Below are 17,140 nucleotides of genomic sequence, written 5' to 3'. Positions count from 1 at the left end.
ATCACAAAAAGCAGCAATGTTAATGTTTAAGTGATATCAATAGGATTGTCGATGAGCAACAGGGTAAATATTTTATCCGTAGTACTGACAATATTGATAAAAGTCATGGTGACTTATAGATATTTATCGAATAAAAATTGATTAAGGTATGACAATAAAAGAAAAGATCATTTTCTATATAAAAATGATCTTAACATGAAGGTTTACATACAACGACTTACGTTAGACTTGCTTGATGCCTGTACTCAGAAAAAGTAAGTTCAACGTTGAAGGTTGCTTTGTTACTTATGCTCCTAACTTGTGCTACTAAATGTATTAAATTTTTTCGAACACGGTAACTCTTAGCTTTCGATCAACATTGTCATCAGGAAAATCACACTCACTGGTAAAGCGCTCAGTCATTTTCAATGTATCAGACGATGACGCTATAATCTCAGCATCTGATTGATCCCATGTAGCGTCATAACGATGAAATAAGCAAATTAACCAACCTCCAGGGTTCAAAAGCTTTGAACAAAGGCTGACTAATCGTGAAAAGTCTTGTCCCTTAGGCTGATGTTCTGAATAAGGTGATTTATATACTTTCGGCGGAGGGTCTAAAATAATACCATCGAACCGCTGACCATTCTTTATCGCTTTAGGTAAATGTTTATAGATATCACCCTGTATAAAGCTGCGAGTTCCAAAATCCATGCCATTTATTTCATAGCTATTTTGGATACGTGGTAACAACGCTTTCGATTTGTCGAGATGAATCGCTGCTTTTGCACCACCTTTTAAAGCGGCTATACCGAGACTTCCCGTAAATGAAAATAAGTTAAGTACTCGGCGCCCTTCACTATTATGAGCTAACCATTTACGAACAGGGCGCGCGTCGAGATACAAGCCACAGTTATGCATCGCATCAGGCAGTAACCCATAAGATATGCCGTATTCTTTAGCGAACTTTGGTGCATCTGAAATGTCACCATGCAACGCGTACATTCTATCTTTTAACCGCAAACCGATTGATTGATCGCCTTTAGCCAGAATAAGTGTGAAGGGAAAACACTGTAAAAGCGCATCTTTAATCTCGTCAAGGTCATCACGAATGTCATCTTTGTACTCAACGATAACCATTGTGCCAAATTTCTCAATAACGACACCTGACGCGCCTTCTGTGTAACCATGGAAAACACGCCAACAATCAAATTCATCAGACTCAAGTAAGTCTTTTCGATCATTCCATGCTTTTTCGATTAGCTCGTGCCAATTTAGTGTCAAATCTATGCCCTGCCCGTAAGTATCTTTTCGTGTTTATTGTTGGTATTCGTTAACAAGTAAGTTAATAAATACCGACAACCCCTTAAATATTGTAAGAACGGATGGCTCCCCATAAACATCCTAGAAAATCAAAGTAATAACAGGACTCAGGAACTCGAACTTATTAATTGACATTATAACGAACTACCCATGTGTTAACACTGATATCCACACAGAAACAACGCGCTTAATAAAACAGAACGTACTTAGATATACCCATTTAACATAAATAGTATATAAATAAAAACGAAAATGTTGTGCTTCCTAATAGGGCTAACTATTGAGTAAGCACTTAATTTTCAGCACAATCGCCATACTATTTACATAAGTAAATATTAACCGAAGATTTTTTTGAGCAATGAAGGTGAGGCGTTAAGTTCAAGCGCATTTTCTTTTGCGGTCGGCATAACATCAACATTAGTTAGCGCTAAGGCATTAAAATCAGTAAGACTTGGATAGTTCACCGCAAAATTTTTGTGCTCAAAATCACCGGTAGCAGGGTTAAATCGATATTCTTTTGCCCACTCAATAATGTTTTCAGTCACTTGGTTAATCGCTTCAACAATGTATCTTACTTCTTTGTCAGAGGTGGTAGGGTGAAATGAAGCACGGATCCAACCGGGTTTTTCCGCGTAGTCACCCATGTTTATTTTTTCAATGATCTTATTTGAAGTATCGTGATCAACATTTAATAATATATGCCCATAAGTCCCTGCACATGAACAGCCACCACGTGTTTGAACACCAAATTTATCGTTAAGTAAGCGCACCACTAAATTATAATGAACATTGGGTATATAAAAAGAAACAATCGCTAAACGGTCTTTAACATTTTTCTCTAACATCACCACGTTGTCATTTTTTGCTAATTCGTCCATTACATAATCAGTAATTTCTTTTTCGCGAGCGGTGATCTTATCAACGCCCATGGCATTTTTAACTTTTATCGCCAACGCGGTACGAATACATTGTAGAAAACCTGGAGTACCACCGTCTTCACGCATTTCGATATTATTAAAAAAGCTATGCTCGCCCCACGGGTTTGTCCACGTTACCGTTCCGCCGCCTGGATGATCTGGCACTTTATTTTTATAGAGCGCTTTATTAAAAATAAGAACACCTGAGCTACCTGGCCCACCCAGAAATTTATGTGGTGAAAAGAAAATGGCGTCTAAACTTTGTTTTGAATTCGTTGGATGCATGTCAATATCGACATAAGGCGCCGAACAAGCAAAATCAACAAAACATAAACCGCCATGTTCATGCATTATTTCTGCTAATTCATAATAGGGTGTTTTAATACCGGTAACATTTGAACAAGATGAAAATGAGCCTATTTTAACTTTTCGATCTTGGTATTTTTCAAGTAATAAATTCAAGTGTGCTAACGAGGGTAAGCCGCTGCTGTCAGGGTCAACAATTTCTAAAGTTACGTCACACTCATACCATGTTGTTTGGTTTGAATGATGTTCCATATGCGTAATAAAAACGACTGGCTTATCGCAGTCATCAAATTTCACTTGATCTTGCATACGCTCAGGAATACGCAAACCCAGAATGCGTTGAAACTTGTTAATAACACCGGTCATTCCTGCTTCTGCTGTAATCAGTACGTCATTGTCACAAGCATTTACATGACGCTTTATTATTTTTTGTGCATCATGATAAGCATTCGTCATCGCACAACCTGTTAAATTAGTTTCTGTATGCGTATTCGCAACAAAAGGACCTAGGATATTCGTAATATAGCTTTCAATCGGCGAGTAAAGTCGACCACTTGCTGTCCAATCTGCATAGACAATATCTAATTGCTGGCCATTAATTTCATGTGTTAACGACTGACCAATAATATTATTTCTAAAGGGAAGAAAGTGATTTTCAAGTGACATGATTTTTAGCTCGCGGGTTGTTTCGATAAAATAATTCTAACAAAAAACCAAATACGAGCAACCATAAACCAAGATAAACACCAATTACGCAAAATAATTTCAAATAACAGTAATTAGGAGAAAAACAGTCTAAATTGAACACTTATATGTTCGGCTAACGAAAACTCATTTTTTAGCAAAAATGATAAAATGCTTGAGCTTATTTGTATTTAAGCTGATTAGTAAAACAATTCGTCGTACAAACCTGTTTACTTGCAGAAAATTACGTTAGGTTAAGGGTCGTTTTTTCACTTCAAGAATGTATAGACATGAACTTTTATTTAGGTCAATTGCTCGTTGTACCAGCGATTATAATTACCCTTAGCGCTTGCCAAATAACAAGTAACAATGCAGCTTCAACTCACAATACAGCCAATGAACAATTTGATACTGCGGTTCAGCAACTATTAAATCATCGTTCAAGCAAGGGACTTTATAAACAAGATAATGTCGAAAATGAAGCCGAGAAAAAAGAAAATTTATGGCCTGATTTATCACCACAAGCCTTAGAGAAAAAATACCAAGAACGCCTAGCCATCGCATCGGTATTTGAAGCGATCAATCAAGATGCCCTTTCAGACGATAACCAGATTAATTATTCCATTATCAAGGCTCAACTCGATAATAATATCGCTAACTATCACTTTAAATCACATTACATGCCATTTAAATCTGAGTTTGGTTTTCACTCAAATTTAAATTTTGTTATTAATAATACAAAATTTAGAACAGAAAAAGATATTGAATTATATCTAAACAAGCTATCGGCGCTTCCTGAATATTTCGATCAAAATATTTATTGGATGCAGCAAGGCTTGGCAACAGGTATTACTCAGCCTCAAGCAGTGTTAGTTGGCTATGAACAATCGATACTTGCCTTTATTCCTGAGCATATTAAAGATTCTGAGTTTCTTAAACCTTTTACCACCGCATCTAATTTAATTAACGCTAAAGTGCTAGATGATAAAAAGCAGCAGCTTATTACAATATTAGAAGCCCAAGTGATTCCTGCTTATCAGGGCTATTATGAATTTTTTACCCAAGAATATTTTCCCAAGGCACGTAAAAGCATCGGTGTTTCCGAAACGCCTAACGGTAATGAGTTTTATAGCAACCGTGTAAAGCACTACACCACAACAGACATGACACCTGAGCAAATTCATGTATTAGGCTTGAGTGAAGTTAAACGCATTCGCCAAGAAATGGCTGAGATTATTGCAAAAACGGGATTTGAAGGGTCTTTCACTGAGTTCACGCATTTTCTACGTACAGATCCACAATTTTACGCGAAAACACCATTAGCGTTAATTAAAGAAGCTTCATACATAGCAAAACAAATGGATGCAAAATTACCCACCTTATTTAAGCATTTACCACGGTCGCCTTATGGCGTTGCACCTGTGCCAGAAAGTATTGCGCCTAAATATACTACGGGCCGTTATATTCGTGCGCAAAACGATAGTCAGCCGGGTTATTATTGGGTAAATACCTATGCATTAGATAAGCGCCCTCTTTATGTATTACCTGCCCTTACGTTACATGAGGGCGTGCCGGGACATCACTTGCAAATCTCGCTTAATAGCGAATTAGATAATTTACCATCATATCGCCAAAATGCTTATATTTCGGCCTTCGGTGAAGGCTGGGGTTTATATGCTGAATGGTTAGGCATTGAAGCGGGAATTTATAAAGATCATTACAGTAACTTTGGCCGATTAACTTATGAAATGTGGCGTGCAGCTCGCCTTGTTGTTGATACGGGTATGCATGTTAAAGGTTGGTCAAGAGAGCGCGCGATTAACTTTATGACTGATAACACTGCACTCTCAACCCATAATGTAACAACAGAAATTGATCGTTATATTTCTTGGGCAGGACAAGCGTTATCCTACAAAATTGGTGAGATAACCATCAGAAATCTACGTAAAAAGACAGAAGCTAAATTAGGGAAAAACTTTGATGTACGTGAGTTTCATCATCAAATTTTGAAAAACGGCTCGGTACCTTTACAAGTGCTTGAAGATCAAATTAACGCTTATATTAAAGCAACATTAGTAATGTTTGCTGAAAAATAGACTAAAACGAGTAAAAAAATAATTATCTTTAACGTAAAAAACTAAAATTGATATTAATTTAGTTCAACAATATAAATTATATTCAGCCGTTAGTTCATAAATTAATTTGGATGATTGTTCCGACCTCACAAAATAAAGTATTTATTTTTCCTCTACCTCTAATACTTTCAACATTAAAATTGGCAAAACTATTGTTATATATAAATAGACTTTTATTTTTCTATGGCGTAGTCTATTTCAGCAAGTTAATATCTTGTAAACATTAAATCAAAATGGAGTTAAGTAATGGATAAAAATAATAAAGTAGAATTAAATACATTAATTGAAACGTTTGAAGTTGAAGAGCTAGAAGAACGTTTAGAATTTGCAGGTTGTCATTGGGGTAATAGTGGTGGTGCAGAAGGTTCCATACATGAAGATGATGGTAATATTGGTAATTGTCACGATTAATTTATAATTTTTTTAATCACCCTAATAATTATGCAGGGTGATTTTCCTTACAGAAATACTTACTTAAAATAATATGAATATAAAAAAAAAATCAAATGTAATATTACTTGCATTAACTACTCTGATTATGACCATCATCGGCTGTGACGAAAATAAAGCTGAAATAAAGAGCATTGACGGTGAATACAGTTTTGTTAGTTCATTAGAGAAGAATAGTAAAGCAAAAGTAAAACTTGACGTATTTATTAATTTTTCATGTTCACATTGTTATAACTCCCACAAAAGAATGCAGACCTTACAAAAAAAATATGGAAAACGACTAGCTGGCATATTTAGACCTTTAATCAAAAAAGGCACTAACGATAGTATACTGAGGCTTTTTCATATAGCGCGCAAAGAAAATAAAGAAGCTCTTGCTATAGAGTCATTCTACCATGCTAAATTTAAAGAAAATTTAGATTTATCTGAGCCTGAAGTTATCGTGAATATTGCTGAAAAATTAGGACTCACAAATGAGTATCATAAAATGCGTGACTCAACATGGGTAGATAGAGCTATCAATTTTGATGTTTTGCTCGCAAGTAATTATAAAATTTACAGCACTCCCACCTGGATTATAGAAAAACAATTAAAAATAAAAACTAACTTCAATAATCTAGAAGTAGTCATCAATAGCTTATTGCTTAAATAAGTCGTTACGGAGTCAGAATGGAAACTATTCAGCATAAGATTATCGATACTTATACCACCATTATAAAAAATACGCAGGCAGTATCAAGCGAGGAATTATCTCATTGGTGTTCTACTAAAACGTTTACAGAACACTACTTTTATGTCGATTTAATCTCTTACTTTAGCCCGTTATATTCTTCTGCTAATGAGAGTGAATTAGAAAGTTTTTCAGTGATTTGTTTAAGCTTTTTGCGTGGTCTCATTGGTTTTGACAAATTAATTGATAATAATGAATCTGCTAAATTCAAATTAGGATTAGTAAACTATGAGATAGCAATTAAGCTCACAACTGATATCTTTCCAAGTAACCATGATTTTTGGCGTGACTTTACAAAAATACAAGCTTGTTTTTTCAGTGCTATTGACACCGAAAATGTACTTAAAAATCAAAATAATTTTAGCAAAAATGAATTTGAGTTACTTAGTCAGTACAAATCAGCTTATGTGAAGGTTGCCGTCAGCCTACTCAGTCATATAACAAACGATTTTAGTTATAATAAAAAACTTAATAATTCATTAATGTCATTACATATCGCAATGCAGTATATAGATGATATCAAAGACTTTAAGCCTGATGTCGCAAATAACCAAGTTACCTATATTTATAGTCAAACCTGTAATTTTTTAACCGATATTGGAATTGATTTTACCACTATTAAAAGTGATAAATTATATAAATATATGTTATTCAGTGGTCTTGCGATCCAACATTGTCAATTCGCAATATCACACCTGAAACAAGCATTAACTTTTGTTTCAACTTTAACTATTCCCAAATATGTAAAGTTTTTGCACAGCGAGTTAATGCAAACAGAAAAGATGATGTGGATGATTGAAGATATTATAGATAGCCATAAACTTAAATCACAGTTGTTTAAAAATGAGCTGAGACTCAATAAACAAAGTCACATAGATAATATCTATGAATCGAAAGAGCGTGCAGTTAGTTTTGTATTAGAAAAAACATCCAAAAATGACTACTGGGAAAGCTTTTTAACGGATAATGGGAAAGGTAAACTTTGGGTCAGCTCCTTTATTGCATGCCAATTATTATCTGCAGAAGTATCAAGCGAAAAGTTTAATGCTGTGTTAACAAGTTTGTCTACAGTGCCTCCGATGCAATTTGCATTCAATGGAAATACCGTAAAGGATGGAGATTCATCGACATTCTTCATTCAGCTATACAAACTAAATAAACAACCTTTGTCAGAAGATATGCTAGCTTCTTGGTTAAATTTTTCAAATGATGATGGCAGTTGGTGTACATATCGTAAAGGTGGAGTTACTCCCATGCTAGGTAAGGAGCCACTCGACTCCCAAGGTTGGAACAGTAATCACATCTGTGTTGCTTCAACTGCCGCTGTAGTTTTAATCAGTCATTTCGATGAGCTCCTTGCTAATAAAACCATTAATTATTTGATTGCGACTCAACAAGCAAATGGACAATGGCCATCATACTGGTGGACTAGTGATATTTATGCCACATCATTTGCAGTTCAAGCGTTATCTCTATCAAAGCGTAAGGATGCTAGCTCAAGTATTGAGAAAGCATGCCAGTGGCTTATAAGTAAACAAAATAGGCTAGGCTACTGGGGTGATGCCTTTTATACGGCTTTAGCAATTAATGCGTTGCTTAGCCAAGATAAAAAGTATTTAAGAGAGATAGAGAAAGGTATTAAGTGGTTACTAGAAAACCAGTTAAATGATGGTAGTTGGTTCACTGAAAACGTATTAAGAATACCACAACCCGATGTCCTTCAACCTGAAAAAATAGACAAGTGGCGAAATTCTCCATTTGGTTATAATACCTTGACCTATGATAATCAGCGTTCATTTACCACATCATTGATTATTAACTCTTTATTTCAATTTACTAAATTTAAGAAGAAAAATTGTGCTAATTCCATATACCTATTCACTCAATGAAGAAGCACCTGATAAATGGATAATATCCTTTGAAACAGGCAGTCACTTTATAGTTAATCTTAAGACAGTAAAATTCATGGGTATTTTAAAAAAGTCAGCTGACATGAAAAACGCTTATAAAGTTTATTGTGATCACGATGAATTTCAACTTTGTTCTTTTAATGAATTTACATTACTTACAGGTAATATCATTGATAGATTAAAGCTGGCCGTTGATAAGGAATATAAAGCCCAACCATCATATATTCATTTTAAATTTTCAGTAATTCCTACTCGTTATATAAAATATGTTACAAAACCATTTACGAGTTTATTTACTCTTAAAATATTTATTACGACCTATATCTTTAGTTTACTCTTTAATTTATCTAATTTATATTTTATAAATACTGAATTAATTCCTGAGTTGTCGTATACAAATGTTACTTTCATTATTATACCGCTGTTACTTTCTACACTTTTTCATGAAATAGGGCATTTGGCTGCTTGTAGACAGTATAATGCTAAGCATGGAGAAATGGGCTTTGGTTTTTATTTCATATTTCCAGTGGCTTATTCTGATGTAACTGGTATTTGGGCTCTCCCTAAATATCAGAGAATACTGGTTAACTTGTCTGGTGTTTATATGGAGTTACTATATACGTCTATTCTCTTCACATTATCACATTGGTTTCCAAGCCTAGCTTATATAGGCATTATCATTATGATAAGAGTTGCGTATACTTTTATTCCTTTTCTGAGAAATGATGGCTATTGGATATTAAGTGATCTGCTCAATGAACAGAATTTATTGCCACGTTCACGAAAAATTTTAAATAAATTATTTAAACACGTAAGAAATCTTAATAGTGACTTTTTTCATCAATTAGATAGAAAAGAGAAAGGGCTGTTGGTATATGGAATTATAAATGCCTTATATTTCCCTCTATTTATGATTTACATCGCGACCTCATACACAAACTATTTAGTTAATTTCCCCTATTTATTAACAAAGTTAGTAAGTGGTGAATATATGCTTAATAAGTTATCAAGTGAATTCTATATAGCATCAATATTTTATCTTTTACTGACAATCAGACTAGTTAAAATATTGAGAAAAGTTTTAATAAAATCTCAGTACTATACTAATTCGCAATGGAAAAATAATGACATTAATTCATAAGATACGAAAAACTTGGTTATATATACTATTTTTTGCCTTGAATTTTTTATTGGTTAGCGCATCAGCACAGACTTCATCTGCTGTCACTATGTCAAAAGGCAATCACTTATATCAACAAGCACAACAATCAGAAAAAGATAAACAGTACGAAAAAGCGTTAGAGTATATTGAACAAGCTGAGATACTTACGCCAAATAATAGTGAAATTTATCTATTACACGCCAATATTTTTAGCAAACTAATAAACAGTGCCAGCATATTTAGTATTAGGGGCTATTTTGTTGGTATGCGTGAAAATTTGGAGAAAGTTTTGCAGTTAACGCCAAATCATATTAAAGCTAAGCATTTGCTTGTTGATCTTTATATGATGCTGCCTGGTTTTTTGGGGGGTGACAAAGAAAGGGCACAAATATTAGCAGACCAACTTCATAAGCAAGATCCAATCGAAGGGAATATTGCCAACGCTAATATTCACAGACAAGAAGAGAGTTATTCAGCGGCTATTCATTTACTCCAAACAAGCATAGCTTTAGCCCCTCAAAGATTAAAAATACAAATAGATCTTGCCGAGTTACTCAGCAAAGTAGGAGAAAATATAGAGGCTATGTCACTCTATTTGTCATTAAGCGGATATATTCAAAATATGGAATCAATGGATGATAATGCATCCCAGCAGCTATCAATTGTCTTATGGGAGATAAGTGCCCTTGCATTGCAAGAAAAAAATTACTTTATCGAAGCTGAATCGGCAATGACAACTTATATTAAATTACATACTTCAGATGATAAAAAACTAGGTAGGGGTTATATGCGACTTGCAGATATATACCTATCACAAGATAAAAGTGATTTTGCAAAAACTTTACTTAACAATGCAAAAACAATCATAAATAGCAAAAAAACAATTGATAAAATTAATAATAAACTCAAATCTATATGAGGAAAGTAATGGAATACGTAGTATTAGTTGATGAAAAAAACAATGTATTAGGGACTAGAAACAAAGCAGACGTCCATAGAGAAAACACACCATTACATAGAGCATTTTCTGTTTTTATTTTTGATAATAAACAACGTTTATTGCTACAGCAAAGAGCAGTACATAAAAAAACATGGCCATTAGTTTGGTCAAACTCTTGCTGTGGCCACCCTATGTTGACAGAATCAAATATCGAAGCGGTTAAAAGGCGATGTCAATTTGAGTTAGGTATTGATGTTTTTGATATTTTAGAAGTTGCCCCGTACAGGTATTGCTTCAGCTATCAAGGAGTTATGGAGAATGAAATTTGCCCTATCTTGGTTGTCAGATATAACGGTGAATTAAATATTAATACCGATGAGGTAAAATCTACACAATGGATTCATTGGAAGAATTGGTTAAAGCAAATTGAAACTTCATCTAACCTCTATTCACAATGGTGTATTGAAGAAAGTTACATACTGGAACGGTCAAAAATCTTTAAAGAATGGCTTTCACAAAATCAACAATTCTGCACCCAAGAGTAATCAAAACTGACTCTTTTTAATAAAAACTATATAGCGCTCACTGCTTCTGTTGTTATTCACGTGATTATTTTACTTTCATTGAAGGGGGTCGTGCCCTCTTTACCTGAAAAAAAATTAGCACAGAAGAAAATCATCAAAAGTTATTTATATAATTCATCAATAGATGAAATCAAAATAATCAAAAGTAAAGACATAATCGATGCTCAAAAAACTAATAGCTACATTGTAAAATCAACTAAAGTTGATAAACATGAATTGCCAAAACCAGAAACAAGTAAAACGATTACAAATAACGGTCCTGCTTCAAATAAGATAAAAAACACACTAAAGTCAGCTACAACGGTGAGTACTTCAGTATCAAAAAAACCTGAAGAAAATTCGAATAAAGTAATTGATTTTTCTGCATATGAACAATTAAATAAATTAAAATTGTCTATTAATAATAAAGTAATTAAAGAAGCGCTAGTTGAGTCTCAGCGTTTTGAGTCCATGTCTTTGATGCATGCAGATCCTGAACCTGTCCCTCACTCAATAACAAAAACTGAAAGCGTACTTGAAGGTGCGAAAAAAATGAATATGAGGACCTCTCATTATGGTAATACCACTGTATATAAAGATAACAATGGTATCTGCACTAGCGTTACTGATATGAGTTATTTAGGTCTTGGACCCATGAAGAAAACTCGAATACGTCGATGTAGTGAATCTAAATTTGACAAAACATTTCGCCTTCATATGAAGGACGTTTTAAGAAAACTAGGAAAATAAACTTATTAAAACTCTCAGTTATTGATATAGAAAATTATAAGTTTACCGTTTAACCAAGCAAATAAACTGCCTGACTAGTAATATATAACTTAGCAATCGCCACAAACTGGACAATCGGGCTGTTTTTTCAAGCTAAATTGTTGCCATTGGTTTGATAAACCATCAAACATATTTAGCTGGTTAATATGTATAGCGTTGCCTGTTAATAACTTTATGGCTTGCAACGATTGCATACCTGCAACAATCGCTAATACAGGTCCGACAATACCTACGGTTTGGCAGTTATTTGTTGGCGCTTTTTCACTGGCAGGAAATAAGCATTGATAACAGGCACTTTCTGGGTCACGAGGGTCAACCACTAACTGTTGACCGTCAAATCCCGTAGCTGCCCCCACAATTAATGGCGTTTTTTTATCAACACACACTTGGTTCAATAAATAACGCGTCGCGATATTATCAGTACAGTCGATTACCACATCGACCTGCTCAATATAATAGTGAGCTAATTCTGTATCGAGCATTTCATCAATCACCTCAACCGTAATATCACTATTATGCTGTTGTAATTTTTCTGCGCCAATATCCGCTTTATTTGTACCAACATCACTTTCGGTAAATAATATTTGCCGTTGTAGATTAGTTATATCAACGTTGTCGCCATCAGCAATAAACAAAGTACCAACGCCTGCTGCAGCTAAATATAAGCTCACTGGGTTACCTAAGCCGCCCATACCAACAATGAGTACTTTAGCATCGCGCAAAGCTAACTGGCCATTCTCACCTATTTTTTTTAGCATAATTTGGCGACTGTAACGTAGTTGTTCGTGTTGAGATAACATAAGCAGCATAGTTTCCTAAAGAAGATTAATAACGTTTACATTAGCGCAGTGAACGCACTGCATTCGCTTTAAATTGAATAAATATACTTTGGCCTATCGTTAACGATAAACGTTTAGCTGACCATGTAGTGATCGTCACAAAGAATTTTTGCTCCGAACAAGTTACAGTTAACAGCACTTGCTTATCACTTTTGTCAAAACAGGTTATGGTCCCAAACAAATGATTAACAATAGAGCTTTCGATAGGCTCATGTAAGGTGATACTAATATCACTTGCCGCAATAATACAGCGTACTTTTTTTTCTTTGTTAGGTTCATGATCACAAGCAATAAATATTTGCTGTTCGCCCAATGCTAAGCTTGTTAAACCGTACTCAGGTAAGTGCGATTTTACAGTTAACGACAAACTGGTTTGGTGCAATATTTCGTTATTTGTTGTCAATTGATGAATAACTTCGTGGATATCACCATGATGACTCACTTTGCCAGACGATATCACCAACAAATTATCAGCAAGCTGTTGAAGCTCGTCTAAAGAATGGCTGACATATAGCATGGGTAAATTAAGCTGCTGTTTCACTTTTTCGAGTACGGCTAGTAATGTTATTTTATTTCTATCATCGAGAGCACTCAGCGGCTCATCAAGTAATAATAATTGGGGCTCTGCTAGCAAGGCTCTTGCTAATGCTACTCGCTGTTGTTCCCCCCCAGATAGTTGAGTAACGGCTTTACCAAGCAAGGGTTTTAATTGCGTTAATTCGATTATTTCTGAGAAATCAAGGACACAATTCTTATTACGTTTTTGACCGTAATGCAGGTTATCTTCAACACTTAAATGAGGGAATAAACGACTATTTTGAAAGACTAAGCCGATATTACGTTGCTGCGGAGCCACAAAGGTTTTTGTTGCACTGTTAAGTAGTTCATCGTTATCAATAGATAGTGTGCCGTGCGCCTGCTTTTCAAGCCCTGCGATCACTTTTAATAACGTCGACTTTCCTGAACCTGAATGCCCAAAAACACCGGTAATACCACACAAGGATATTTTTTCGTCGATAGACAATAAAAAGTCGTCATGTTCAACAATAAAATTAAGCGCTAATTCAGCCATCAATTAAGCCTCTTTGATTTATTCGCTTATTTTTAGTTGGACGATTAAGTAAATAAATCAACGACAATAAAACAAGAGAAGAGATGACTAAACTGATTGAAATAATATGCGCTTGAGCATAGTCAAACGCTTCAACATGATCAAACAAGGCGATTGAAAGCACACGTGTTTCACCAGGAATATTACCGCCAATCATCAAGACCACACCAAACTCCCCTACCGTATGAGCAAAGCCTAAACTGGCTGCGGTAATAAAGCTCGCTTTGGTAATTGGTAATACAATCGTGAAAAATCGATCAAAGGCGCTAGCACCTAACATAGCAGCCGCTTCTAATAAGTCGTCACCCAATTGCTCAAAAGCCTTTTGCAGTGGCTGAACGACAAAGGGGAGTGAATACAACACTGAACCAATAACAATGGCCGAAAAACTAAAGGCGAGTTGTTGTCCCGTTGCTTGTTGCCAAATTTGTCCGGGCAAATATTGCGGCGAAAATAGCAGTAATAAATAAAAACCCAATACGGTTGGAGGTAAGACTAAAGGTAAAGCCACTAAAGCCTCGATAAAAACTTTCGCTCGACTTTGCATTTTAGCGAGAAACCATGCTAGCGGAGTACCGATTAACATCAGAATAATGGTGGTAATACCTGCCATTTTAAGTGTGGTGATCAGCGCAAGAATATCAGGATGGGTATTATTCACTGGTGTTACCTTCATCTTTCATTCCATTGAGTTTCGCATACCCTGATTCAGCAATAAATTGCTGAGCTTGCTTGCTCATTAACAATGAAACAAAACGCTGGGCTTGTTGAATGTTTTTACTGCGCTTTAAAATCACTAATTGCTGTTTTATTGGCTGATGAAAATGAGACGGTATTAACACGCCCTTAAAATGGTTCAACACTAATTGGCTATTACTGACGATACCTAAGTTTACCGCTTGTGAACGTGTTTGCTGAAACGTTTGAATAATATTAATACCTTGAATGAGCCGTGTTTTATAACTGTCCCACAATTGTAAATGTTCTAACACCTGTTTTGCCGCTTTTCCATAAGGAGCTATTTTAGGATTAGCTATAGCCAAGCGGTGCTGGTTATTTTTCAAAGCCGTCAACACATCAGTAGTGATCTCTTTTTTGGCAGACCAAAGCGCTAACGCCCCATAAGCATAAGTTTGCTGACTATCTTTAACCGCTAAATCGGCTGTAGTTAATAATTGTGGTCGTTCAGTATCAGCAGATAAGAATACATCAAAAGAAGCGCCATGTTGAATTTGAAGAAATAAGGTACCGCTAGAAGCAGCAATAATAATGGGTTTAGGAAAATTTTCTTGATTGAGGTTAAAACGCGCTAATAGTTTTGTTAAGGTCGGGGCGAAGTTAGAAGCTACGGCAATACGTAAAGGTTTATCATCGAGGCCTAACGTGTTTTTAGCCCTAACGTCAGTTGATGAAAGAAATAGCAGCACGATAAATATAAAGCCAGCTAATGCACGAGTTAGCAATAAGCTCACCGCTATTTACTCCACGCCTGTGCTTTTTCTTTATCACTGGTTTTCGCTTCTAACCAGCTTTCACCCAGTTCAGTGAGTTCTTTTTTCCAAAATGGTGCTTTTACTTTCAAAAAATCCATAATGAATTCGTTAGCGGCAAAGGCATCTTGACGATGCTTGCTGGTTACACCCACAAAAACAATTTGTTCACCAATGGCTAACTGACCTATACGGTGAATAACTTTTACGCGGCCAATATTCCAACGTTGTTTCGCTGTTTCTATAATTTCAGCTAACAGCTTTTCAGTCATGTCTGGGTAATGCTCAAGGAATAACCCTTTTACTTTTAGCCCTAAATTATTATTGCGCACGCGGCCACTGAAGGTAACAACAGCGCCATCTTCAACGTTATGTTTCTCTAAAAGATTAACTTCAACACCGTGATCAAAGTCTTCGGTTTGAATACTAATCTCTGGGTACTTATTAATGAGACTCGTCATATTCACTATTTTATCCTCCAGTGACGGGTGGAAAGAAAGCGACTTCGTCTCCTGCTTTCACCGAAAAGTCACGATTAACCATTTGATGATTAACCGCGCAAAGCAATGAATTATTCGTTAAATAATGTTGCCAGTCATTATTTTGTTGCCCTAAAGCCAATTTTACTTCTGCAACGGTATTAACGTTCGTCGCACTTATTTCAGTACCGCCACAGCCGAGTTCTTCACGTAGAGCAGCAAAAAATATCACTTTGATCATGCGTTATCCTTCATTCTTATGTTCCTGTAAAGCTTGCTCAGCTTTTGCTTGCCAAGAGCCTGATTTACCCCCTTGTTTGGTCATAACACGAATACCATGAATTTCCATTAAAGGGTCTGCTGCTTTGCACATATCAAATAAGGTTAAACAAGCCACTGAAACAGCGGTTAATGCTTCCATTTCAACCCCCGTTTGCCCAGTTAACTTACACAAACTGGTCACATGCACTTGGCTGTTTTCTTCATCGATAGTGAAATCCACCTTTACTTTTGTCAACATTAACGGATGACAAAGCGGAATTAAATCACTGCATTTTTTGGCAGCTTGAATGCCAGCAATACGAGCGACAGAAAACACATCACCCTTTTTATTGTCACCTTGAGTGATTAACGACAAAGTGCGCGCCGACATTTGAATATAACCTTCGGCAGTCGCTGAGCGTGACGTCATAGCTTTTTCAGTAACGTCAACCATATTCGCTTCACCACGTTTGTTTACATGGCTTAACGTTGGCTCGTTTGTATTAAGCTGTTCGCTAGGATGGCTCATTAATCACGTGTCTCACACACTTCTGCCATTTTTAAATGTGGCACAAAATTACAAGGGCGATGGCTCGCATCAAGTTGTTCTTTTATCAGTTTATCCCATGCCGTTCGACAAGCATTGGTTGAACCAGGCACACACATAATAACGGTGCTATTTGCAATACCACCAAAGGCACGCGACTGAATCGTTGATGTACCAATTTCATCAAGTGAAATAGCACGAAAAACTTCACCAAAGCCTTCAACATTTTTGTCAAATAAGGGCAATAATGCTTCAGGTGTATTATCACGAGCCGTAAAGCCAGTACCGCCAGTAGAAATTATCGCCTGCACAGTATCATCAGCTATCCATTTTGAAACGATGGCGCGTAATTGATAAACATCATCCTTAACAATCACTTTATCGCTGAGTTTATGACCGGCCTCTATTAAGCGTTCAACCAGTACTTGCCCAGAAGTATCATTAGATTCATCGCGGGTGTCAGAAACAGTTAATACGGCAATTGATAAGGGAATAAAAGCGTTACCGCTATGTAAAGAGCTCATG

At 35.8% G+C, this 17,140-nt stretch carries 18 protein-coding genes; 8 read left to right on the top strand and 10 right to left on the bottom strand.

The annotated features are described in order from the left end of the window. Positions 1-315: 315 nt before the first annotated feature. Both H4J39_RS10150 and H4J39_RS10145 read right to left on the bottom strand, forming a co-directional pair. Positions 316-1,263 (bottom strand): class I SAM-dependent methyltransferase, encoded by a 948-nt coding sequence (locus tag H4J39_RS10150; protein ID WP_182177167.1) that lies wholly within the window; start codon positions 1,261-1,263, stop codon positions 316-318. Between the two features lie 374 nt (positions 1,264-1,637). Beyond that, on the bottom strand, positions 1,638-3,191 hold the full coding sequence (locus H4J39_RS10145; protein WP_182227928.1) for an aminotransferase class V-fold PLP-dependent enzyme: 1,554 nt from the start codon (positions 3,189-3,191) through the stop codon (positions 1,638-1,640). A gap of 308 nt (positions 3,192-3,499) precedes the next feature. Between H4J39_RS10145 and H4J39_RS10140 the strand changes: the two genes are divergently transcribed. From H4J39_RS10140 to H4J39_RS10105, 8 genes are all read left to right on the top strand, one after another. Continuing rightward, positions 3,500-5,305, top strand: a complete 1,806-nt coding sequence (locus tag H4J39_RS10140) for a DUF885 family protein (protein ID WP_182227926.1) — start codon at positions 3,500-3,502, stop codon at positions 5,303-5,305. Positions 5,306-5,590: 285 nt separating this feature from the next. Beyond that, positions 5,591-5,755 (top strand): hypothetical protein, encoded by a 165-nt coding sequence (locus H4J39_RS10135; RefSeq protein ID WP_182227924.1) that lies wholly within the window; start codon positions 5,591-5,593, stop codon positions 5,753-5,755. Positions 5,756-5,828: 73 nt separating this feature from the next. Further along, a complete protein-coding gene (locus H4J39_RS10130; protein ID WP_182227922.1) occupies positions 5,829-6,446 on the top strand; it encodes a DsbA family protein in 618 nt (205 codons plus the stop codon). 17 nt (positions 6,447-6,463) lie between these two features. After that, positions 6,464-8,413, top strand: a complete 1,950-nt coding sequence (locus H4J39_RS10125) for a prenyltransferase/squalene oxidase repeat-containing protein (protein ID WP_182227920.1) — start codon at positions 6,464-6,466, stop codon at positions 8,411-8,413. Beyond that, positions 8,382-9,575 (top strand): hypothetical protein, encoded by a 1,194-nt coding sequence (locus tag H4J39_RS10120; protein ID WP_182227918.1) that lies wholly within the window; start codon positions 8,382-8,384, stop codon positions 9,573-9,575. The genes H4J39_RS10125 and H4J39_RS10120 overlap by 32 nt, the downstream gene beginning before the upstream one ends. Further along, positions 9,559-10,515 carry a lipopolysaccharide assembly protein LapB gene (locus tag H4J39_RS10115; protein ID WP_182227916.1) on the top strand — a complete coding sequence of 319 codons (957 nt, stop codon included), beginning with the start codon at positions 9,559-9,561 and terminating at the stop codon, positions 10,513-10,515. The genes H4J39_RS10120 and H4J39_RS10115 overlap by 17 nt, the downstream gene beginning before the upstream one ends. A gap of 8 nt (positions 10,516-10,523) precedes the next feature. Further along, positions 10,524-11,081, top strand: a complete 558-nt coding sequence (idi, locus tag H4J39_RS10110) for an isopentenyl-diphosphate Delta-isomerase (protein WP_220462173.1) — start codon at positions 10,524-10,526, stop codon at positions 11,079-11,081. A 90-nt stretch (positions 11,082-11,171) separates the two neighbouring features. Continuing rightward, positions 11,172-11,849 carry a hypothetical protein gene (locus H4J39_RS10105; RefSeq protein ID WP_182227912.1) on the top strand — a complete coding sequence of 226 codons (678 nt, stop codon included), beginning with the start codon at positions 11,172-11,174 and terminating at the stop codon, positions 11,847-11,849. An 89-nt stretch (positions 11,850-11,938) separates the two neighbouring features. Here H4J39_RS10105 and H4J39_RS10100 read toward each other — a convergent pair whose 3' ends face one another. Genes H4J39_RS10100 through moaB form a run of 8 tightly spaced genes read right to left on the bottom strand, consistent with a single transcriptional unit; the run spans position 11,939 to position 17,139 of the window. Next, on the bottom strand, positions 11,939-12,688 hold the full coding sequence (locus H4J39_RS10100; RefSeq protein ID WP_182177175.1) for a HesA/MoeB/ThiF family protein: 750 nt from the start codon (positions 12,686-12,688) through the stop codon (positions 11,939-11,941). A gap of 40 nt (positions 12,689-12,728) precedes the next feature. After that, the gene (gene modC, locus H4J39_RS10095) at positions 12,729-13,799 is read right to left on the bottom strand and encodes a molybdenum ABC transporter ATP-binding protein (protein WP_182227910.1); all 1,071 of its coding nucleotides are present in this window, start codon (positions 13,797-13,799) and stop codon (positions 12,729-12,731) included. Beyond that, positions 13,792-14,514, bottom strand: a complete 723-nt coding sequence (modB, locus tag H4J39_RS10090; protein WP_182177177.1) for a molybdate ABC transporter permease subunit — start codon at positions 14,512-14,514, stop codon at positions 13,792-13,794. The genes modC and modB overlap by 8 nt, the downstream gene beginning before the upstream one ends. Further along, complete coding sequence (modA, locus tag H4J39_RS10085; protein WP_182227908.1) at positions 14,492-15,310, bottom strand: molybdate ABC transporter substrate-binding protein; 819 nt, start codon at positions 15,308-15,310, stop codon at positions 14,492-14,494. Before modA ends, modB begins: the two co-directional genes overlap by 23 nt. A 2-nt stretch (positions 15,311-15,312) precedes the next feature. Next, positions 15,313-15,789 (bottom strand): molybdopterin synthase catalytic subunit MoaE, encoded by a 477-nt coding sequence (gene moaE, locus H4J39_RS10080; RefSeq protein WP_182227906.1) that lies wholly within the window; start codon positions 15,787-15,789, stop codon positions 15,313-15,315. A 10-nt stretch (positions 15,790-15,799) separates the two neighbouring features. Beyond that, entirely contained in the window at positions 15,800-16,048 is a 249-nt protein-coding gene (locus H4J39_RS10075) for a MoaD/ThiS family protein (RefSeq protein ID WP_182177179.1), read from the bottom strand. A gap of 3 nt (positions 16,049-16,051) precedes the next feature. Further along, a complete protein-coding gene (gene moaC / locus H4J39_RS10070; RefSeq protein WP_182227904.1) occupies positions 16,052-16,597 on the bottom strand; it encodes a cyclic pyranopterin monophosphate synthase MoaC in 546 nt (181 codons plus the stop codon). Continuing rightward, a complete protein-coding gene (gene moaB / locus H4J39_RS10065; RefSeq protein ID WP_182177181.1) occupies positions 16,597-17,139 on the bottom strand; it encodes a molybdenum cofactor biosynthesis protein B in 543 nt (180 codons plus the stop codon). Before moaB ends, moaC begins: the two co-directional genes overlap by 1 nt. Position 17,140: the final 1 nt, after the last annotated feature.

It is taken from the genome of Colwellia sp. Bg11-12 (genome assembly GCF_014076955.1).
Taxonomy (GTDB): domain Bacteria; phylum Pseudomonadota; class Gammaproteobacteria; order Enterobacterales; family Alteromonadaceae; genus Colwellia_A.
This window is presented reverse-complemented; position numbering and strand designations above follow the sequence as displayed.